This window comes from Vibrio jasicida 090810c (assembly GCF_002887615.1).
In the GTDB taxonomy this organism is placed as follows: domain Bacteria; phylum Pseudomonadota; class Gammaproteobacteria; order Enterobacterales; family Vibrionaceae; genus Vibrio; species Vibrio jasicida.
Window position 1 is genome coordinate 1,724,163 of sequence record NZ_CP025792.1, and the last position, 21,704, is coordinate 1,745,866.

Sequence of the window (21,704 nt, forward strand, 5' to 3'; positions counted from 1 at the left end):
ATGGCTCAGCGAGGAGATTACGCTTGTGGGCGCATCGCTGGGAATAGGATCACGTCACGGATTGTGTGCGTGTTAGTCAATAGCATAACTAGACGGTCGATACCGATACCTTGACCTGCTGTTGGTGGTAGGCCGTGCTCTAGAGCAGTAATGTAGTCTGCATCGTAGAACATTGCTTCATCATCACCAGATTCTTTCGCTTCAACCTGTGCTTTAAAGCGCGCATCTTGGTCTTCTGCATCGTTAAGCTCTGAGAAGCCGTTCGCAACTTCACGGCCACCGATGAAGAATTCAAAGCGGTCTGTGAAGAATGGGTTGTCATCGCTACGACGAGCCAGTGGAGAGATATCCGCTGGGTAACCAGTGATGAACGTTGGCTGCATTAGCTTAGGTTCTGCTGTTTCACCGAAGATCTCTTCTAGAAGCTGACCACATGTCCAGAAAGATTCCACTTCAACGTGAACAGATTTCGCGATAGAAACCATTAGGTCACGGTTTTGAATGTCTTCTTCTGTTAGCGCTTGGATTTGCGCGTGGTCTGGGTTGTAGTGCTTGATTGCTTCGAACATGCTCATGCGAGTGTAAGTGCCACCGAACTCTACTGTATCTTCACCGTAAGGCATTGATGTTGAACCTAGAACTTCTAGTGCGATAGAGCTTAGTAGTTCTTCAGTTAGGTCCATCAGATCTTTGTAGTCAGCGTACGCCATGTAGAATTCCATCATTGTGAATTCAGGGTTGTGACGTGGAGAAAGACCTTCGTTACGGAAGTTACGGTTGATTTCAAATACGCGATCGAAACCACCAACGACTAGACGCTTCAGGTATAGCTCTGGCGCAATACGTAGGTACATTGGCATGTCTAGTGCGTTGTGGTGCGTGATGAATGGACGCGCACTCGCACCGCCAGGGATAACGTGCATCATTGGCGTTTCAACTTCCATGAACTGTTTAGAGATCATGAAGTTACGGATTGCAGACATTACTTTAGAACGTACTACGAACGCTTGACGAGAATCTTCGTTAACGATTAGATCAACGTAACGTTGACGGTAACGCATCTCTTGGTCAGTTAGACCGTGAAACTTCTCTGGAAGTGGACGTAGTGCTTTGGTTAGCAACTCGTACTCTTCCATGTTCACGTATAGGTCGCCTTTACCAGACTTGTGAAGTGCACCTTTCACACCGATGATGTCACCGATATCTAGGCCTTGGTATTGGTCTTTCAGTACTTTTTGTACCGCTTTGTCAGCGTAAGCTTGGATACGGCCAGAAGTTTCTTGAATTACCAAGAATGGACCACGTTTAGCCATGATACGGCCAGCGATTGCTACTACGTGGTTAAGCTCTTCTAGCTCTTCCTTCGTCTTTTCACCGAACTCTTTCTGAAGGTCGCCCGCTAGTGCGTCACGACGGAAGTCGTTTGGATGGCCGTTCGCTTTGCAGCTCTTTCGGATTGCATCCAGTTTAGCGCGGCGTTCAGCAATTAGCTTGTTCTCTTCTTGTGCAGAGGCTTCTTGTACAGTTTCGTTTTGAACAGCATCAGTCATTTTCGATGTATCCTGTTTTTTGTCGGTGAAAAGCTTTATAGACCTGATTTCAGGCTAGCTTCAATAAATTTGTCCAGATCGCCATCAAGAACCGCTTGTGTATTACGGTTTTCAACGCCCGTACGGAGGTCTTTAATGCGTGAGTCATCCAATACGTAAGAACGGATCTGGCTACCCCAGCCAATGTCAGACTTAGCGTCTTCATTAGCTTGTTTTTCCGCGTTTTGCTTTTGCAATTCAAGCTCAAATAGCTTCGCTCGAAGCTGTTTCATTGCCTGATCTTTGTTCTTATGTTGAGAACGGTCATTCTGACATTGCACAACGGTGTTCGTTGGAACGTGTGTAATACGTACCGCAGATTCAGTCGTGTTGACGTGCTGACCACCTGCACCTGACGCTCGGTAAACATCGATACGTAGGTCAGAAGGGTTAATGTCGATAGCAATGTTTTCATCAATCTCAGGGTAGATGAACGCAGAAGCAAATGACGTATGACGACGGCCGCCTGAATCGAATGGCGATTTACGTACTAGGCGGTGAACACCTGTTTCCGTACGTAGCCAACCGTAAGCGTACTCACCAGAAATCTTAACTGTCGCGCCTTTAAGGCCAGCGACTTCACCTTCAGACACTTCGATAACCTCTGCCTTGAAGCCTTTTGCTTCAGCCCAACGCAGGTACATACGTAGCATCATGTTGGTCCAGTCTTGTGCCTCGGTACCACCTGAGCCTGCTTGCAAGTCAATGTAGCAATCAGAGCTGTCGTGGTCGCCAGAGAACATACGACGGAATTCAAGCTGTTCTAGCTTCTGTTCCAACTCAGCAAGTTCTGGTTCGATTTCGTCAAACGTTTCTTGATCTTCTTCTTCAACCGCAAGCTCTAGAAGACCATCAACGTCTTCTACACCTTGTTCTAGTTGAACGATAGTTTCAACAACCGCTTCTAGAGATGCACGTTCTTTACCTAGTGCTTGCGCACGCTCTGGCTCGTTCCATACATCTGGTTGTTCAAGTTCTGCGTTGACTTCTTCTAGACGCTCTTTCTTTGCGTCATAGTCAAAGATACCCCCTCAGGACATTCGTGCGCTCAGACACGTCCTGAAGACGGTTTTTAATTGGATTGATTTCAAACATGTTTGCTCAACATTTTAGAATAGAATTTAACCGAGAAATTCTACTCAAAAATGTGACGGAGATACAGGAAAATTTCGGCTGGGAAATCAGATTGCAATTAGAGAGAGCACGGTCATAAAATTTTTGCCCCACTTAAAGGCGACCGTACTCTATATAAAGTGTAAAACCTGACTTTACTTGGCTTCGATGTAGTCAATCATCAATTGCAACGATTGATTACCACGAAACTCATTCACATCCAACTTATACGCGAGACGTACCGTTTTGACCGAGGCATCTGGCCAACGACGCAAATCAACGTTGAAGGCAATACCATCGATCATCACATTCGTTGGGTGACCTTTATGCAGTGGCTCTAACATTAGCTTAAGGTGTTTTTCTCCGACCAGCTTTTGATGTAATACTTTAAACTCGCCATCAAAGATAGGTTCTGGGAAAGCCTGACCAAATGGACCACCTGAGCGCAGTTGCTCCGCAATGTGCATAGAAAATTCTTCTGGCTTGAGCTCACCATCAGACATGATCACGCCTTTTAGCGCCGCTTCATCAAGTTCTTTTTTAACAACACCATCGAATAGACGACAAAAACGCTCAAAGTCTTGCTCTTTGATGGTTAAACCTGCCGCCATTGCGTGACCACCAAATTTGATGATCAAACCTGGGTTTTGCGTATCAATAAAGTCCAATGCATCACGCATGTGTAAGCCAGGAATCGAACGACAAGAACCTTTGATCGTCCCTTCTCCACCATCAGCAAAAGCAATAACAGGACGGTGGAACTTCTCTTTAATACGTGAAGCCAGAATACCAATCACACCTTGGTGCCAATCACGTTGGAAAAGTGCCAAGCCGTATGGCAGTTCACTGTTTTCACCAAACTGAAGACGCTCACAGAAAGCCATCGCTTCTTGTTTCATGCCCTCTTCAATCTCTTTACGAGTTTGGTTAAGTCCGTCCAATTCACTTGCCATGCGGCGCGCAGCGTGGATGTTATTGCTCATCAGTAGTTCAACACCGAATGACATGTCATCAAGACGGCCGGCAGCGTTAATACGTGGCCCCAAAGCGAAACCAAAATCAGACGCAACCAAACGACGCGCATCGCGCTTCGCCACTTCGATCAACGCTTGAATACCAGGACGTGCTTTACCTGCACGGATGCGCTGCAAGCCTTGGTGTACAAGAATGCGGTTGTTCTCGTCGAGTGGAACAACGTCAGCGACGGTGCCAAGCGCAACAAGGTCAATCAACTCCATAAGCTTTGGTTCTTGCATACCTTGTAGTGCAAACCAATTCTGTTTACGCATGTACACGCAAAGTGCCATCATCAGATAGAAAGCAACACCAACCCCTGCTAACGCTTTCGATGGAAAAGCACAGCTGTCGAGGTTCGGGTTAACCATTGCATCGACATTCGGTAGCACTTGCCCCGGTAAGTGGTGATCGGTGACCAGTACCGTTATGCCATTTTCTTTGGCATAGCGAACACCTTCAATCGACGACACACCATTGTCGACCGTCATGATCATTTCAGCGCCGAGTTCTAAGGCTTGGTCCACGACTTCAGGGCTCAGGCCATAGCCATCTTCAAAGCGGTTCGGCACTAAGTAGTCGACGTTGTTGCTACCAAGCATACGCAATGCAAGTACCGACAGAGCCGAGCTAGTAGCGCCATCAGCGTCAAAGTCACCTACGACAATAATGCGTTTTTTCTCTTCGATCGCTTGGAATAAAAGCTCGACCGCTTTATCGATACCGCCAAGTTGTTGGTAAGAATGTAAACCACGAGCAGATGTCTCTAACTGCGCCACATCCGTGATACCACGGTTAATGTAGATACGTTTGAGAATCGCAGGAATAGAATCAGGAAGAAGAGAAAGGTCCGGTTCGGGACGTCGTTGAATTTCTATCATGTTTGAAAAGAGCCAGCGAATACCGCTGACTCTGCTCCTTAAAGGATTATTGTTGCTCTAAACGTTTTAGCAGTTCTGCTGGTGGTAAGTAACCACCAACTAGCTCACCGTTTGGTAGGAAAATAGCTGGCGTACCAGAAATACCAAGCTCACGACCTAGATCGTAATGCGCTTTAATCGTTTCTTTACATTGCTTAAGATCTTTCGCTGGGTTACCAAATGAACGATCAACTTTTGCGTTGTGCATTGCTGCTTTAGGATCTTCAGCACACCAAACGGTTGCCATTTGCTCAGCGACAGAACCTGTTGCACCTTGGCGAGGGTAAGCCATGTAACGCACGGTAATACCCAGATCGTTGTAACCTTGCATTTGACTGTGCAGACGCACGCAGTAACCACAAGTGATGTCAGTAAAGACCGTCACTACGTACTTTTCATTGTCCGCTTTGTACTCGATCACGCTATCTGAAAACTTGGCAATTTTCTCTGCGTTTAGAGGTGCTTGACGCTCAGCAATTACGTCTTTGTAACCACCGTTATCATCGATGGCGTAAAGCGTACCGGCAATAAAGTGATTACCATCGTTTGATGCGAACAGCACACCACCATTAGTTTGAATTTCTAATAATCCAGCAACGTCTGATGGTTTGATATCAAGAATAGATACGCCCAATTTAGAGAACTTCGCTTTTAGCGCTGCCTCATCAAAGTTCTGCTTTGCCGCTGGTGCGACTTGTTGTGCAGGAGTTTCCGTTTTTGCCTGACTTTCTTCAGCACCACAAGCGGTAACGAAAAACGGTAAAGTCAGCAGAGTTAGTCGGCGTAATACGCTCATTAAATTCACCTTAAAATAAAATCCTTTCATCCAATGAGACAATGGATGAAACAAACCATCATTATGCTCTTGGGTGGTGTTGACTGTGGATTTGTTTCAATCGCTCAGTCGCCACGTGAGTATAAATTTGCGTGGTCGATAAGTCACTATGCCCCAACAGCATCTGTACGACCCTGAGATCTGCGCCATAGTTCAATAAATGCGTTGCAAATGCATGACGTAAAACGTGTGGCGACAATTGGTCAGTATCAATACCTGCAATAACAGCATAGTACTTGATACGGTGCCAGAAGGTTTGACGGGTCATTTGTCTGGCACGTTTACTTGGGAATACCACATCTGACGTAGTCTCTCCCAATAGAGCAGACCGACCTTGCTGGATAAAAGTTTCAATCCAATCGACGGCGTTCTCCCCCATAGGTACAAGACGTTCTTTACCACCTTTACCCGTCACGCGCACTACCCCTTGGCGCAAACTGACGTTTTCCATTGTCAGACTGACCAACTCTGTCACACGCAACCCCGTCGCATAGAGCAGCTCTAGCATGGCTTTATCACGCAGTTCTACTGGGTCATTCGGGTCTGGCGCTTCAAGCAAAGCATCCACTTGTTCTTCACTGATGTCTTTTGGTAGGCGTTGAGGCAGCTTTGGACTCACCAATAGCGCACTTGGTTCATCCGCGCGTACTTTTTCACGATGAATGTATTGAAATAAACGACGAATCGCCGACAACATACGCGCGCGGGACGTTTGCTTATAATCCAAATCAACAAGGTAACTCTGGTACTCTTGCAAACCTGACAAGCTGATAAAATCGAGTCGGTAGCGATGTTGCTCCATCCACACGAGCAGCTTCATTAAGTCATTTCGGTAAGAAGCTAGTGTGTTCTCTGATAAACCACGCTCCATCCACATTGCATCTAAGAATTGTTCAACAAGACCAAAATCTTGTTGATTGACAGGCTGTTGTGCCGTCATGAACGCGTCCTTATCTGTTTATATTTACAGTATTGAGAGTAAGGCAACAGCCAAGCCAATACCATAAAAAAATCATCTCCCTCGGGATATTCGCTGCAATCTTCTTCAATTTATGGTTAGAATCTGCCACAACAGCAACACAAAAAACGACGAATATAATGAAAATCGGACTCTTTTACGGCTCAACAACCTGCTACACCGAAATGGCAGCAGAGAAAATTCGCAACATCATTGGCGCAGACCTTGTCGATATTCACAACGTGAAAGAGACACCGTTGTCACTGATGGCAGACTACGATTTATTGCTGATTGGTATCTCTACTTGGGACTTCGGTGAAATCCAAGAAGATTGGAGTGCTATTTGGGAAGACATTGCAACCACACCTCTAAAAGACCAAGTAGTTGCACTGTTTGGCTTGGGTGACCAAGAAGGCTACGGCGAATGGTACCTTGATGCGATGGGCCTACTTCATGACGAGCTCAAAGCAACGGGGACGCAGTTTATCGGTTACTGGCCAAATGAAGGTTATGAGTTCGAGGCATCAAAAGCTTTAACAGAAGATGGTAGTCAATTTGTTGGCTTGGCATTAGATGAAGATTCCCAGTACGAATTGAGTGACGAACGCATCGAGAAATGGTGTGAGCAAGTGTTGGTTGAGTTTCACGACACGCTATAAGTCCGCATAAACCCTGATAAAACGACAGACAAATAAAAAGCCCGGTGAATCACTTCACCGGGCTTTTTTAATCTTGCGAGTCAGCAGTTATGCCGCTTCTTCTGTCAACTCAGGTTGAGAAGACTTAGCTACAAAGAACATGCAAACAATTGCTGCAAACGTTGGTAGAACCCAACCCATGCCCACTTCGAACAGTGGTAGCATGTTGAATGCTGAAACGTCTAGACCTGCTACTTTCGCTGCATCAATCAATGCAAACAATAATGATACTAGCAACACAGAGCGGTATGCCACACGCGGGTTTGGTAGCTTGCTACGTACAAACGTTAGCGCAACCAATGCGACTGCTACTGGGTACAGCGCAAACAATACAGGAACTGACAACGAAATCAGCTGTGATAGACCTACGTTCGCAATCAGTGCACAAGCGGCACCGTTAATGATAACCCATTGCTTGTAAGTCAGTTTCGTCTTAGAGCTGAAGAAGTCTGAACATGCAGAGATAAGGCCGATCGCCGTCGTCAAACACGCCAATAATACAATGATTGAAAGAACAATCTGACCGTAAGGACCAAATAGTGCCTGAACGTATTGGCTTAGTACTGCACCACCGTTGTCTGCACCAGCTGCGATAGTTGCACTCGTCGCACCTAGGTAGAACAATGAGATGTATACGAACGCCAGACCTGCTGCTGCAATACAACCTGCGCAAATTAGGTATTTCGTCGTTGCAGCACGCTCAGTGATGCCTTTACTGCGCAGTGCATCCACCATTAGCATACCGAACATTAGCGATGCGAACGTATCCATGGTGTTGTAACCTTCAAGGAAACCTTTGGTTAGTGGCTGCGTTAAGTACTCACCATGCGCACCCATCATCTCACCTTGCGGATCAACGAATACCGCAATAGCAAGTACGATAAGGCCAAGGAACAAAACTGGCGTTAACACTTTACCGATCAAGTCAATCAGACGACCTTGGAACCAAGCAAATAGCATCGCTACTGCAAAGAACAGGATAGAGAATGACGTAAGGTGTGCTTGTGTCGCGTCAACGAAGAAAGGCTTGATTGCCATTTCGTAAGCCACGAGACCAGTACGCGGCGCTGCAAATGCAGGACCGATAATGATGAAGATAAGCGCAGCCATAAGTACTGCTGCTTTCTTAGGAAGGTCTTGCGTTAGATGATCCCAAGAACCACCTGCAACAGCAATAGCAACGATAGTAATAAGAGGTAGACCTACCGCTGTTAGCAAGAAACCAAACATTGCTGGCATCAAATGATCACCGGCTAGCTGACCCGCTAGAGGTGGAAAGATGATGTTGCCAGCACCCAAAAAGAACGCAAATAGCATAAAGCCTACTGCGATAATATCTGTTAGTTTTAACGTCTGCTTCACAGATAACCCTTTTTCTGAATTGATGAATGTTGTGTATGCATCGACCACTTTTTGTATACCCAAATAAAATGAGTATCTGTGGTTCAATCTATAAATTTTCCGCCGCATAATGACGAAAGACCCATCATTTGGCAACCTTTAAGAAAAAAACACCATATTAATTTAGTTTGCAAACTCAAAAGCAGTGGATATCACTACATTGATATTTATGACCAGTTCTTTATCTCGATCAAAAAGCAATACAAATTAATAACCAACAAGATAACAAACCATACAATTTAGAAACAATAGAGCATTTAACTCTATTATTGAGTAAATATAAAACAATCATGAAGAGCGATACATTCAAGACTAAAGGCTTCAAGTTTAAGCAATTTTCCATCGATGGTGGTGAAAGTGGCATGCCTGTCAGTACCGATGGCGTAATGCTGGGCGCTTGGGCAAATTGCTCACCACAGAGTAAAATTCTGGACATTGGTACTGGTACGGGTCTGTTGGCTCTAATGTGCGCACAACGCTTTTCAGGCGCGATGATCACCGCGGTGGACATCGAATCAACCGCAGTAGAAGCCGCCCAGACCAACTTTACGCATTCACCTTGGGCTGACCGATTAACCGTTTTGCACACCGATGTATTAGCGTTTGAACCAACGCAACGTTTTCAGCACATCATTTGTAATCCGCCCTATTTCAACAATGGTGAGCAATCAAAGCTGGCTCAGCGCGCCACCGCCCGACATACCGACACATTGCAACATCGTGCGTTATTAGCGTGTTGCTATGACTTACTTGAAGAAGACGGCAAAGCCAGTTTTGTTCTGCCAATCACCGAAGGTGAGCAGTTTATTGTCATGGCGAAAACACAAAACTGGTATGTATCACGTCTATGCTACGTGCAACCATCACAGAAAAAAGCGGTGCATCGTGTACTATTTGAGTTATCGAAAAAGGTCTGCTACACCGAAGAATCACAATTGACCATCCACTCAAATCAGGGTTATGACGAAGAATTTATCCGTCTAACTCACGAGTTTTATCTTAAGATGTGAAATAACATGTGATCCTTGTCACCAATCACTTTATAATGTGCGACCTTTTTATATTCTATGCTGCTGCGGCGAACCATTAACCAAGCTTTGCTTGTGGAGAACTCATTGTGATCAGAACCTTTGCTGAACTTGATCTAGACCCAAACCTACTTGAAGCCATCGAAGAGATGGGCTACGAACGCCCAACTAAAATTCAGGCTGAGGCGATTCCACAAGCGTTGGATGGTCGTGACATTCTAGCGTCAGCACCAACTGGCACAGGTAAAACGGCAGCATTCGTACTGCCTGCGTTGCAATACCTGCAAGACTTCCCTCGTCGCAAGCCTGGACCTGCTCGTATCCTGATCCTGACGCCAACACGTGAACTTGCTATGCAAATTGCAGATCAAGCGCGTGCGCTTGCAAAGAACACAAAATTGAATATCTTCACCATCACTGGTGGTGTTCAGTACCAAGAGCACGCCGATATTCTTGCAACAACGCAAGACATCGTCGTAGCTACACCGGGTCGTCTACGTGAGTACATTGATGCAGAGCGCTTTGACTGTCGTGCCATTGAATGGTTAGTGCTGGATGAAGCAGACCGCATGCTAGACATGGGCTTCGCACCAACGGTAGACCGTCTATCAAACGAATGTCGCTGGCGTAAGCAAACCCTTCTGTTCTCCGCAACACTAGAAGGTAAAGGCGTAGAAGGCTTCACAGCAGACCTACTTAACGAGCCAGCAGAGATCGATGCAAAATCACCATTGCGTGAGCGCAAAAAAATTGCTCAGTGGTATCACCGTGCCGACACAGCAGAACATAAGCTAGAACTGTTAAAACACATCATCACAGAGCAAGCAGAACGCACAATTGTGTTCTTGAAGACTCGTGAGCGTCTAGCTGAGTTGCGTGGCCAATTAGAAAGTGCGCAGATTCCTTGTTCATGGATCCAAGGTGAAATGCCGCAAGATCGTCGTAACAATGCCATTGCACGCTTTCGTGAAGGTGCTGTGAACGTACTGCTTGCCACTGACGTTGCTGCTCGTGGTATCGACCTTCCAGACGTATCACACGTTGTCAACTACGACATGCCTCGCACAGCTGACGTATACCTTCACCGTATTGGCCGTACCGCGCGTGCAGGTAAAAAAGGTAACGCAATTTCTATCGTAGAAGCGCACGACCAGCCAATGATGGAGCGTGTTGCACGTTACGTAAAAGAAGACATCAAAGAGCGTTTCATCAAAGAGATGCGCCCTAAACACAAAAAACCAGTGTTTAAGAAGAAAAAGAAAAAAGACGACAAGAAGAAAGTAGCGAAAAAGAAAACCGCTAAGAAGAAGTAATCACGTCTGATTGATTCCAAATCTAAAAGAGCCGCAATCGCGGCTCTTTTTGTTTTTCATCTATAATTGATGAGCTGGTAGAGTTTTATCTTCATAGGCATCAGCGAAGCCATGGTTGCGATCACGGTGCCCCGCTTCATCTTCTCGAATACGCAAAATCACGTCTCTTAGCATCGCATCAGCAGGCAGCTTGTAGTAGTCAATCGCCAGAGTCGGAGCTGGTACATTCTCCACTTCCCCGCTATCAATTTTCTCTAGGTACTCAGTGTAGCTATTACACGCTTCTTCTTCGAAGTAACCCACAACACGGTGAGCAATTTTAGAAGAAAGCAGATAGATGAAACTGTACACAACAATGAAAACACCTTGTCCCAGCAACACCAATAAACGCTCAACCAAACTTGGTTTGGCAATGTCGAGGAAAATCATTAGGTGCATGCGCTCGTTTTCGGCCTCATCAAGGAGTTCTCGGATCCATCCTTCATCGTCTTTCATTCGACGCAGCGCTTTGAGGTGATTGAACATCCCAGCCACCATACCTGGCACAGCGGCGATTGTTTCGAGAATCACAGCGCGCTTCGCGTATTTCTTGCCATAAAAGATGTTCAGAGTGAATTTCAGCAACTTGGTAATACGTAGTGCAATGTACTCCGATAACTTAGAGGCTTTTTTGTGTGTGAGCTTGAAGTCTGACATAGGAGAACTCCTTTATTTTAAAGTTGCATTTAAAATACAACTTTAAACCTTAGCACTCAACTATTTTTTAATGAATAAAATTTTTATGTAATAAAGTCCGATTTAGATCAGGTTTAACAGACATAAAAAAAGCCGGATAACTATCCGGCTTTTTGGCGTACTTTATTTCGCTGAGTCATCAACTCGCGATTCACTTACTTCAATCAGTTTTGCTCTTCGCGCTTAAACACCAAGTCAGTTGGCGTCGACTCTTCTTCAACGAAGTAGTAACCCGCAACATCAAACTTAGTGAGGTCAGCAACGCTTTCGATACGGTTTTCGATGATGTAGCGAGCCATCATACCGCGCGCTTTCTTCGCGTAGAAACTGATCACCTTGTATTGACCATTCTTACAATCTTTGAAGATTGGTGTGATCACTTGAGCATCCAAGTTCTTTGGCTTCACCGCTTTGAAGTATTCGTTCGATGCAAGATTGATCAGCACGTTGTCGCCTTGCTCAGCAATCGCTTCATTCAGCTTATCGGTAATGACATTACCCCAGAACTGGTAGAGGTTAGTGCCCTTTTCGTTTGCTAGCTTAGTGCCCATTTCAAGACGGTATGGCTGCATCAAATCAAGCGGCTTAAGCAGGCCGTAAAGGCCAGACAGCATACGTAGATGACCTTGTGCGTAATCGAAATCGGTATCTGAAAGAGTTTCCGCTTCAAGACCTGTATACACATCGCCCTTAAACGCCAAAATCGCTTGGCGAGCGTTATCTGTCGTGAAGGTTTCACTCCACTCTTGGAAACGGCCAACGTTCAAGTCAGCGATTTTGTCGCTCACTTTCATCAGTGACGAAACATCGGCAGGTGTTAATTTACGGCATACCTCGATCAGCTCTTTTGAATAGCTAACCAAGTCTGGTTGAGTAAACTTCTCGGTTGCAAGTGGAGACTCGTAATCAAGCGTTTTAGCTGGAGAAACGACGATAAGCATGACTTTAACTTCCCTAATTTTGTTTTCTATTAGGGTACAAAAAAAGCCATGCATTGTCTGCATGGCTTTTTGAATCGTGTTGATAGCTTTCAACAATGATTAAGCGACTTAGTCTGCCTTCTTGTTGTTGTCCCAAATACCTTCCTCTAGCTGAGATTTCAGCTCAGGGAAGTCATTCGGATCAAACGTTGGCACTTTACCTTCACTCAACTGGCGGTTGTAGTCTTTCGCCAGTTTAATCACGATGCCAGATAGCAAGATGATCGCAACCAAGTTCACAATCGCCATCAGACCCATAGAGACGTCAGCAAGCGACCAAACCACAGGCAGAGAAGCTAACGCACCAAACATAACCATACCTAGTACAACGATACGGAAGATGCCTAGACCCGCTTTATGGTTGTGCTCTAGGAAGATAAGGTTTGTTTCAGCGTATGAGTAGTTAGCAATGATTGAGGTGAATGCGAAGAAGAAGATCGCAACCGCAACAAAGATGCCGCCCCAATCACCCACTTGCGAGCTCAATGCACGCTGAGTTAGCTCAATACCGGTCACTTCTGTTGCTTGGCCTACGTACTCACCTGACATCAGGATAATAGCAACTGTCGCCGAACAGATAACGATCGTATCCATGAACACGCCTAGCATCTGTACGTAACCTTGAGATGCTGGGTGTGGTGGGTAAGGCGTTGCTGATGCTGCCGCGTTTGGCGCAGAACCCATACCCGCTTCGTTCGAGAATAGACCTCGTTTGATACCGTTGATCATCGCTTGTGCGATGGCATAACCAAGACCACCAGCTGCAGCTTCTTGCAGGCCGAATGCGCTCTTGAAGATAAGCATTAGAACGTCTGGTAGTTTCTCTAAGTTAGAAAGCATCACGAACATCGCAAGAACGAGGTAAGCCAGAGCCATTACAGGAACAACCAACTCAGCAACTTTCGCGATACGCTTAATACCACCAAAAATAACGACAGCGGACAAAGCAACAACTGCGATACCTACGTAAAGGTCATCCCAACCAAATGCGTTGCTCATTGCATTCGCGATAGAGTTTGCTTGAACGGCGTTAAATACCAAACCAAAAGCGATGATTAGGAAAATTGAGAACAATACGCCCATCCAGCGCATGCCCAAGCCTTTTTCCATGTAGTAAGCAGGACCACCGCGGTAGTTGCCATCATCATCTTTGGTTTTGTATAGCTGCGCCAGTGTGCTTTCTGCAAACGACGTCGCCATACCAAGCATCGCAATCAACCACATCCAGAAGATTGCACCAGGGCCACCCGCAGTCAGTGCAACTGCAACACCCGCCATGTTACCCGTACCAACACGTGCAGCAAGACTAGTACAAAGCGCCTGGAAAGAAGAGATACCAGCTTTGTCTGCTTTACGACTGTTCTTTAGAACAGAGAACATGTGGCCGAAATGGCGGAATTGAATGAATCCCAATCGAACGGTGAAGTAGATTCCTACACCAACAAGAAGATAAACAAGAATCGAGCCCCAAAGGAGGTCGTTCATCAAATTGATTAAGTCTGTCATGTGTACCTCAAAGTGAGTTGCGCCAGTCTTTGCTTCCGAGCCATCCACCAGATTGCATGCTAAGTGTCAAAGTCTGCTTAGCTTTTTGAATAATGTTTATTTCGCAATCTAGAATCGTAAACGTCGCTTCATGCATCCATTTTACGTACCAGCGTATTTTTTGACGGGCGGATAATGCAGCCTCGACAAGCAAAAATCAATATGCAATCAGTAAAATAAGCTTGTTATTTTTCACTATAAAGTCACTATTGATTAACATAAAATGAAAACTTATTGCTCACAAGCAGCAACATTGCGTTTATCAAAACTCAACATAAATAGCCCCGCAATCGTTAACAAAACACCATCCCATTTATTTTTAGCGAGGCTAGCAACCACAAGGTATCTGACAAATTTTAATGACCTCACTCTGTTACGATTGGATACATTTTCATCAAAGCGATGCTATGCAACCTTAGTATTCAAAATTTAAGTAAAATCTGTCGCTCGAATTAACATACCAAATCTCTTCATTTAATCGTTTTCGTGAGTTCGTTCGCTTATTTTTTGCACACTCCGTCCCCATGCAAAATGTGATTCTGTGAGTATTTTTGCGCGAAAATGTCATGTTACCGACACAAATGCGAAATATATCATGGTTATCCTCACGTCTATTGTGGTACTTAAAAAGCTCCACAAGGACTGGTTACAACAGTTTAGATATAGAAAGGTAAAGGTGGCTTATGGAAGGCTTTCAACTCGATGACCTATTTGGTCTGGATACTACCTCAACATCAAAATCTCGTGCGAAACCATTGAAGCGTAAGTGGCGAGAAATAGAAGAAATAAACGATCGACGTAATTTGCTAAAGGAACTGCGTGAACTGGATGTCTGTCACGACATCTCTCTAGAAGATATCAAACTATAATTTAGACAAAAGGCACCTCGTGGGTGCCTTTTGTCATTTATAGACCTATGAATTTGATGGGTGTTTTTGCGTTGAATTTCGCCCTATAACACCCATTCTTATTGATTGAGAATTTACCTCAAAATTCTGCCCTATTTGTAAGAATCCAATTTACCCTTAATTCTCATCAAATAAGAAAACGCAAAATAAACCGCGCTAAAGCAATCGTTTACCTTGTCATAATTCGCTTTAAACGAACTCTACATCGTTCTGACGCACTCGTTCAGCCAATTGTTTATAGCGATCTGCAATAGTACTACCAAATACTGGATCATCTTCACTCTGATGCCATAGGCTTTCTACATATTGCCAATCGTCCGAGGTAAATAGTTCTTCAATAAGAGGCAGTACCTGACGCTCTTCCAACTCAAGGTGGCGTTTTTGCGTCACAATAAAGTCTTCTAGCTGATTAATGAACATTTCTTGAGGGACAACCGCATCCTGCAAGATCATATCTATCAACAGTGAGAACTCTTTGGTTTTGCTCGCCAACACTTGATGCTCAAGCTCTAAGTTCTCAATTATCTTCTGCTGACCGTACTGTTTTAGGAAGTAATGGTAGAGAATGTCTTCTTTAGGGTGGTGGATTTTTTCAGAATGGTTAGAGAGGTAATCTACGATTTCGCTCACCAACGCATAATTGATGGCATTCTCTTGTTTAATCTCATTTAATTTATGGCGCAATATCGCCAGTAAACGGACCATATAGCCGTGTTCTCGTCGAATTCTTTCGATCATCATAGCGTCTCTCCTTAACACCTACTTTCTATAAGTGTATATGAGAAACCTAATATCTGATTCGACGATGTTCAAAAAAACAGCGATCGTTGTGTCACGATCGCTGTACTGAGAATTACCTCTTTATATAAGAGGAAAAGTGAGATTTACACCGTTAAAGGCAAATGCCAATTAATGGCTTCTTTACCTTGCTGAAGCAGGATCTGGTTCGCTTGTGAAAATGGTTTACTGCCAAAGAAACCGCGGTGAGCAGATAACGGCGATGGATGTGGAGCGGCCAACACATGATGCTTGCTACGGTCAATGAAACGACCTTTCTTCTGTGCATGTGCTCCCCACAGTAAGAACACCACACCTTGCTGATGCTGGTTGATCGATTCAATCACACGGTCAGTGAAGCTCTCCCAACCAGTTTTAGAGTGTGAATGTGCTTTACCCTGCTCTACTGTCAATACTGTATTGAGTAACAACACACCTTGTTCGGCCCAGCTTTGTAAAAAACCGTGCTGCGGAATTTGGAAGCCTTCGATATCTTGCGCTAACTCTTTGTACATGTTCACCAAAGATGGCGGAGTTTTAATGCCTGGCAGCACAGAGAAACACAAACCGTGTGCTTGGTTCGGTCCATGATAGGGGTCCTGCCCTAAAATCACGACTTTCACATCATTGAATTCAGTAAAGCGAAACGCATTAAACACATCTTTGGTTGGCGGATAAATCGCTTTGCCTGAGGCGCGCTCTGCTTCAACAAAATTCAGGGTATCTACAAAGTAGCTCTGTTGTTTCTCTTCGCCGATCACATCGTGCCAAGTCGGTAACTGATTCATGGAAAGTTCCTGTCCTAGGGTTTTCCTTTATTCTACCGAGCGAAGTCCAAACAAACAAAAACTTACTATCAGCTGGAGATGGCTTTTCAAAAAATCATGACATTAACGAGAGCCCTCGCTAATGTCGTTGCGGCGTTCGAAAATGCCCCTGTCCGGTGATATGGCGATTTGGGGTGGGTAAACGCAACACTCGTCGAGAGTGTGTCGCCGGGATAAAAGAAACTGGTCGAGACATATTGTCATCCTCCTAACTAGCTTCGCCTAACTACAACGTTGAGTTCAGGCGTTTAAAACAAGCGCATAACCGCTCAATTGTTTTAGCTAAGAAAGAAGGATGCCAACTTTGCCATCCCGTTAGGAATTAACCATTTCTTCAATGTGGAATTGGCGTAAGGTGTTGATTTCTTGCTGCCAAATATCTGGGTCAATTGTTTCTAAAATCAGAGGGATACCATCAAAACGTGGATCTTTAGCGATGTACTCAAAACAGCTCCAGCCGATCTCTCCTTTGCCTAATGAGTGGTGACGGTCAACCTTGCTAGCGAATTCGACTTTTGAATCATTTAGATGCATTGCTCTTAAATAGTGCATACCAACGATACGGTCGAACTCAGCAAAGGTATGCTCACAATCCTCTTTAGTACGCAGATCGTAACCTGCGGTAAACGTGTGGCAAGTATCGAGACATACGCCAACACGTTCTTTGTCTTCCACTTGATCGATGATTTCAGCCAAATGTTCAAACTTCCAACCTAAGTTAGTGCCCTGACCTGCCGTGTTCTCAATCACAGCGATCACATTCGGCACTGCTTTGTGCGCCAGGTTAATCGACTCGGCGATCGTCGCCAAACACACCTGTTCCGACACTTTCTTTAAGTGGCTACCAGGGTGGAAGTTTAGCAACGTTAAACCTAATTGATTGCAACGCTCCATCTCATCAATAAATGCCGCGCGGGATTTGTTCCGCTTTTCTTCTTCTGGAGCACCCAAGTTAATCAGATAAGAGTCATGGGGAAGAATGTGTTCCGCGCCGAAACCAAGCATTTTGCAGTTTGCTTTGAACGCACTAATGGTTTTTTCTTCGAGTGGTTTTGCAACCCATTGGCGTTGGTTCTTAGTAAACAGAGCAAACGCATTCGCACCAATTTCACGAGCACGAAGAGGCGCTTGATCAACCCCTCCAGCCGCAGATACGTGAGCACCAATAAATTTGTTTCCAAACTTGTTTTTCATGTTTGTCATTTAATCACTTTCGACTTTCAGTATGGCTACCTAAATACAGGCAGTTGCGTAAACAAGGTTAAGTTTTGAGCTTGTTTTGTAGTAAATTTACAACAAAATTAACTTTTAAATATTTTTTATATTATCAAATAAATTGTAAATAGTATGTTTTCAAACGTTTTATTGATTTAACTCAAGAAAATCACCTTCAGAAAATTAAGGTTTTTGGTTGTTTTTTGACTTAAATCAATATTAAAATAATGGATATTGGCTATATAATACTTAGCTCGACAAAAATTCGAAAATTAACACCAATAATCACCACGTAAGTGGTCTAGGAGATAGTGATGATCCAAGGTATCCAAATTACTAAAGCAGCTAACGACGAACTACTAAACTCAATCTGGCTACTAGATAGCGAGAAGAACGAAGCGCGTTGTGTTGCTGCAGCATCAACTTACGAAGCAGACCAAGTTATCGCAATTAGCGACCTAGGTGAATACGAAAGCCGTGAAGTAGCAATCGAAACAGCTCCTCGCATCGAAGGCGGTCAGCACCTAAACGTAAACGTTCTTAAGCGTGAAACTCTAGAAGATGCAGTAGCACACCCAGAGAACTACCCACAGCTAACTATCCGTGTTTCTGGTTACGCAGTACGTTTCAACTCGCTAACTCCAGAACAGCAACGTGACGTAATCGCTCGTACTTTTACTGAGTCTCTATAATCTCTCAGTAAACTAGCTTGCTAGAATTTAAAAAGCTTGGTCAGCAATGACCAAGCTTTTTTTGTTTCTGGATCCTTCTAAACCCTTCCGACAGCAGAAAGCAACTCGCCTCTAAGGTGCGTTTCTTTGCGAAGGATCTTTCTGAAACGCTTGTGCCAACGAGGTTGGTTCAAGCCTCTCTCTTTGCAATGACGCCCCTTCTGCCCACCAAATCAGTTGATGCAGGGTGCGATTCATATAGCTATCCCACTGCGCCTGCTCCGACTCGTCCGCAACAACACCGTGCTCATCAAACACCTCTTGTGCTTTTGGAATATGGATCATTGCCGACACGGGTAAGCATCCCAACTCGGATAAGAAAGTGCGCATCGACACTGCAGCACGAGCGCCACCCCATTGCCCTGCAGAGTAGGTCACGATAGCACTTGGCTTATAGGAAAACAGCGAACTGCCAAAATGGTTAAGCATGTTTGCCAAGGCAGGACTCATCGAATGGTTGTATTCCGGGCTGACCATCACATACCCATCGGCACGTTTGATTTTATCTGCCAGCTCACTCAGATGTTCTGGCACTTTAGAGCGGTGATAAGCAAACTCGGGCTTAAACACATCGCCAAAGTCATAGCCCAATGGGTCAATGATTTCGACAGTATGTTGCGAATGCTGACTCGCGATGAGTTTTTTACACGCTCTACTGACTCGCATTCCTAAACGGGCTGGTCTTGGTGGCGTGCTGTCTCTCACCGAACCTAGAAAAATCAAAAAATGCATGCTTCTCTTTCCATCTCATTTAGTTAAGTTCGTTTCTCAATCATAAAGAGAGTTAAAACTTACCGGCAATAAAAAAGGTGAATGATTGCTCATTCACCTCTCGTTATTTGTGTTTTTGATACTGACTGTATTTTTGAAGCTTACTGCACGCGGCGCAGTACTTGCTTCAGTGCGTCAAAGTCTGCGTCGAGATCTTCCGATAGCAGCTCCATCGCAGCGTGCTTCGCTAGTGGCGCAGGAAGGTCGATGTCTGATTCTAGAATATCATCCACCACTTCTTTGAACTTCGCAGGGTGAGCAGTACATAGGAATAGACCGGTTTCACCGTCTTGCAATTGTTCTTCAAGCACTCGGTAAGCAATCGCACCGTGCGGTTCACACAGGTAACCCATGGCGTATAGATCTTTTACTGACTGTGCGCTTTGCTCATCAGATACAGCACCTTTACCTAGCGTCTCCAAGCCCCACTTTTTCACGCGGCACAGCTCTTCAATACGAGGCCAGTTGTTTGGTTGGCTCACGTCCATCGCGTTCGATGTTGTTGCGACTGTTGGTTTTGGCTCCCACTTACCTGTTTCTAGGTAGCGAGGAACAGTGTCATTGGCATTCGTTGCAGCGATAAAGCGTTTGATAGGCAAGCCCAGTGCTTTTGCCAGTAGACCAGCAGTTAGGTTACCGAAGTTACCGCTTGGTACTGATACCACTAGGTTTTCACGCTCTTGTTTGCTCATTTGCGCAGCTGCTTCAAAGTAGTAACAGATTTGCGCCATCAAACGGCTGATGTTGATTGAGTTTGCAGAGTTCAGACCGATCTCTTCACGCAGTGCAGAATCATCAAAAGATTGCTTAACCAGTGCCTGACAGGCATCGAAGTCACCATCGATCGCAACAGTGTGAATGTTTTTACCAAGCGTACAGAATAACTTCTCTTGCAGTGGGCTGATCTTGCCTTTCGGGTAAAGAATCACAACGTTGATGTCTTCCATACCGTAGAAAGCATGCGCAACGGCTGCGCCAGTATCGCCAGAAGTTGCAGTCAGAATAGTAATCTTGCCGCCATCCGAAACCGCAGCAAGAGATTGCGCCATAAAGCGACCACCAAAGTCTTTAAACGCAAGCGTTGGACCATGGAACAGCTCCAGTGCGTAAACACCGTCTTTTACTTGGTTAATAGGCGCAGGGAATTGGAATGCAGCATCAACAAGAGCATTCACTTGCTCTTCTGCAAGTTCGTCTCCAATTAACGCCGATAGAATCTTAGTGCTACGAGAGACAAAGTCTTCTGCAAGCAGCGCATCGATATCTTCAAATTTTGGTAATTCCGATGGGAAAAATAGGCCTTGATTGCGACCTAACCCTTGGCGAACGGCTTGGCCAAAGGAAACTTGTTCATCATTTTCTTTTATATTGTAAAGCTTCATAGCTCACTTCCTGTTACTTTCGAACCCTGCTTATCTAGACGACAAACGTGGACGAATCCTTCTTCGTTTTGTACGTAGTTCTGTTCTAACCAGCGAGCAACTCGCTCAGCGACATCTTTCTCTTTGCAAATACTGAACAGTGTCGGCCCACTGCCAGAAATACCGGTAGCTAATGCACCCGCAGACGCTGCGTATTGACGTGCATTCGCAAAACCCGGAAGCAGTTTCTCACGATACGGTTCTGCGATCACGTCTTTGATCATTTTTGCAGCAAGTTCTGGCTGACCAGAATGACACGCATGGATAAAGCCTGCAAGGTGGCGACCATGGGCAATGATATCTTGTCGACGGTATTGAGATGGCAGGATCTCACGCGCTTCTGCAGTGGACACTTTGATGCCCGGATATGCCATCACCCAATACCAATCATCAAAGCAAGGCACTTCTTGACTAATGATACCCAACTCTTCAAGCATCAACTGTACGCCGCCAAGGTAACATGGTGCGACGTTATCGTAGTGAATACCACCAGAGATCTTGCCTTCCATTTCTCCCATCAGTGCCAGTAACTCTGTCTCGTTAAGTGGCTGTCCATGGAATCGGTTCAATGCATCTAATGCCGCAACGATAGAGCATGCACTTGAGCCTAAACCAGAGCCAATTGGCATGTTCTTTTCTAGCGTCATCTCAAGTGGTTTTAGCTCGACGCCTTTTTTGTCTAGCTCACGAGCAAACACCACCCAACAATCGTAAACAATGTTCTCTTTTGGCTCGGTAGGCAACTTTTCAACGAAGTCACCGGAGGTTTTTAGGCTGAATGGCTCAGCTCCGGACTTAACCAATACTCGGTCGCCCAATAGTGTGCCATCAACTGGGGACACCGCCGCCCCCAGAACGTCGAAACCAACGCTTACATTACCAATTGACGCAGGAGCATAAACCACTACATCCATATCACTTGAAC

Annotated in this window: 20 protein-coding genes; 5 read left to right on the forward strand and 15 right to left on the reverse strand. The window is 45.1% G+C overall.

The genetic code is table 11. The annotated features are described in order from the left end of the window. Positions 1–17: 17 nt before the first annotated feature. From lysS to xerD, 5 genes are all read right to left on the reverse strand, one after another. A complete protein-coding gene (lysS, locus tag C1S73_RS08110) occupies positions 18–1,550 on the reverse strand; it encodes a lysine--tRNA ligase (protein WP_038866372.1) in 1,533 nt (510 codons plus the stop codon). Positions 1,551–1,585: 35 nt separating this feature from the next. After that, positions 1,586–2,684, reverse strand: a protein-coding gene (gene prfB / locus C1S73_RS08115; RefSeq protein WP_096030938.1) for a peptide chain release factor 2 whose coding sequence is annotated in 2 segments (ribosomal slippage) — positions 1,586–2,608 and positions 2,610–2,684 — 1,098 coding nt in all. Because the reading frame shifts where the segments join, the coding sequence is not laid out codon by codon here. 173 nt (positions 2,685–2,857) lie between these two features. Beyond that, positions 2,858–4,597 carry a single-stranded-DNA-specific exonuclease RecJ gene (gene recJ / locus C1S73_RS08120; RefSeq protein ID WP_038866370.1) on the reverse strand — a complete coding sequence of 580 codons (1,740 nt, stop codon included), beginning with the start codon at positions 4,595–4,597 and terminating at the stop codon, positions 2,858–2,860. Between the two features lie 46 nt (positions 4,598–4,643). Beyond that, positions 4,644–5,432, reverse strand: a complete 789-nt coding sequence (dsbC, locus tag C1S73_RS08125; RefSeq protein ID WP_038866367.1) for a bifunctional protein-disulfide isomerase/oxidoreductase DsbC — start codon at positions 5,430–5,432, stop codon at positions 4,644–4,646. 61 nt (positions 5,433–5,493) lie between these two features. Then, complete coding sequence (gene xerD, locus C1S73_RS08130) at positions 5,494–6,411, reverse strand: site-specific tyrosine recombinase XerD (RefSeq protein WP_038866365.1); 918 nt, start codon at positions 6,409–6,411, stop codon at positions 5,494–5,496. Positions 6,412–6,569: 158 nt separating this feature from the next. Here xerD and fldB point away from each other — a divergent pair, with 158 nt between their 5' ends. Continuing rightward, positions 6,570–7,088 (forward strand): flavodoxin FldB, encoded by a 519-nt coding sequence (gene fldB / locus C1S73_RS08135; RefSeq protein WP_038866363.1) that lies wholly within the window; start codon positions 6,570–6,572, stop codon positions 7,086–7,088. An 87-nt stretch (positions 7,089–7,175) separates the two neighbouring features. Here the strand turns inward: fldB and brnQ are convergent, their stop codons facing one another. Further along, entirely contained in the window at positions 7,176–8,489 is a 1,314-nt protein-coding gene (gene brnQ / locus C1S73_RS08140) for a branched-chain amino acid transport system II carrier protein (protein WP_038866441.1), read from the reverse strand. A 329-nt stretch (positions 8,490–8,818) separates the two neighbouring features. On the opposite strand from brnQ, the gene C1S73_RS08145 reads away from it, so the two are divergent. Beyond that, positions 8,819–9,538 (forward strand): tRNA1(Val) (adenine(37)-N6)-methyltransferase, encoded by a 720-nt coding sequence (locus tag C1S73_RS08145; protein ID WP_038866360.1) that lies wholly within the window; start codon positions 8,819–8,821, stop codon positions 9,536–9,538. Positions 9,539–9,645: 107 nt separating this feature from the next. Then, the gene (gene srmB / locus C1S73_RS08150) at positions 9,646–10,869 is read left to right on the forward strand and encodes an ATP-dependent RNA helicase SrmB (RefSeq protein ID WP_038866359.1); all 1,224 of its coding nucleotides are present in this window, start codon (positions 9,646–9,648) and stop codon (positions 10,867–10,869) included. 60 nt (positions 10,870–10,929) lie between these two features. On the opposite strand, the gene C1S73_RS08155 is transcribed toward srmB, so the two are convergent. The 3 genes from C1S73_RS08155 to C1S73_RS08165 form a co-directional block, all read right to left on the reverse strand. Then, the gene (locus C1S73_RS08155; RefSeq protein WP_005434918.1) at positions 10,930–11,565 is read right to left on the reverse strand and encodes an alternative oxidase; all 636 of its coding nucleotides are present in this window, start codon (positions 11,563–11,565) and stop codon (positions 10,930–10,932) included. Positions 11,566–11,768: 203 nt separating this feature from the next. Beyond that, complete coding sequence (gene yaaA / locus C1S73_RS08160) at positions 11,769–12,545, reverse strand: peroxide stress protein YaaA (protein WP_038866357.1); 777 nt, start codon at positions 12,543–12,545, stop codon at positions 11,769–11,771. A gap of 108 nt (positions 12,546–12,653) precedes the next feature. Beyond that, on the reverse strand, positions 12,654–14,090 hold the full coding sequence (locus C1S73_RS08165; RefSeq protein ID WP_038866355.1) for an alanine/glycine:cation symporter family protein: 1,437 nt from the start codon (positions 14,088–14,090) through the stop codon (positions 12,654–12,656). Between the two features lie 722 nt (positions 14,091–14,812). Here C1S73_RS08165 and C1S73_RS08170 point away from each other — a divergent pair. Continuing rightward, entirely contained in the window at positions 14,813–14,998 is a 186-nt protein-coding gene (locus C1S73_RS08170) for a DUF3545 family protein (protein WP_038866353.1), read from the forward strand. 228 nt (positions 14,999–15,226) lie between these two features. On the opposite strand, the gene C1S73_RS08175 is transcribed toward C1S73_RS08170, so the two are convergent. From C1S73_RS08175 to nfo, 3 genes are all read right to left on the reverse strand, one after another. Beyond that, on the reverse strand, positions 15,227–15,778 hold the full coding sequence (locus C1S73_RS08175) for a hemerythrin domain-containing protein (protein ID WP_038866350.1): 552 nt from the start codon (positions 15,776–15,778) through the stop codon (positions 15,227–15,229). A gap of 143 nt (positions 15,779–15,921) precedes the next feature. Continuing rightward, entirely contained in the window at positions 15,922–16,602 is a 681-nt protein-coding gene (gene ung, locus C1S73_RS08180; RefSeq protein WP_038866348.1) for a uracil-DNA glycosylase, read from the reverse strand. Positions 16,603–16,956: 354 nt separating this feature from the next. Next, a complete protein-coding gene (gene nfo, locus C1S73_RS08190) occupies positions 16,957–17,844 on the reverse strand; it encodes a deoxyribonuclease IV (protein WP_038866346.1) in 888 nt (295 codons plus the stop codon). A 326-nt stretch (positions 17,845–18,170) separates the two neighbouring features. On the opposite strand from nfo, the gene grcA reads away from it, so the two are divergent. Then, a complete protein-coding gene (gene grcA / locus C1S73_RS08195) occupies positions 18,171–18,548 on the forward strand; it encodes an autonomous glycyl radical cofactor GrcA (protein WP_005434930.1) in 378 nt (125 codons plus the stop codon). A 111-nt stretch (positions 18,549–18,659) separates the two neighbouring features. Here grcA and C1S73_RS08200 read toward each other — a convergent pair whose 3' ends face one another. The 3 genes from C1S73_RS08200 to thrB form a co-directional block, all read right to left on the reverse strand. Further along, a complete protein-coding gene (locus C1S73_RS08200) occupies positions 18,660–19,319 on the reverse strand; it encodes an NADPH-dependent FMN reductase (RefSeq protein ID WP_038866344.1) in 660 nt (219 codons plus the stop codon). Between the two features lie 140 nt (positions 19,320–19,459). After that, positions 19,460–20,740: a threonine synthase gene (thrC, locus tag C1S73_RS08205; protein ID WP_038866343.1), complete on the reverse strand. Its 1,281-nt coding sequence runs from the start codon at positions 20,738–20,740 to the stop codon at positions 19,460–19,462. Beyond that, entirely contained in the window at positions 20,737–21,693 is a 957-nt protein-coding gene (thrB, locus tag C1S73_RS08210; RefSeq protein WP_038866340.1) for a homoserine kinase, read from the reverse strand. Before thrB ends, thrC begins: the two co-directional genes overlap by 4 nt. Positions 21,694–21,704 lie beyond the last annotated feature (11 nt).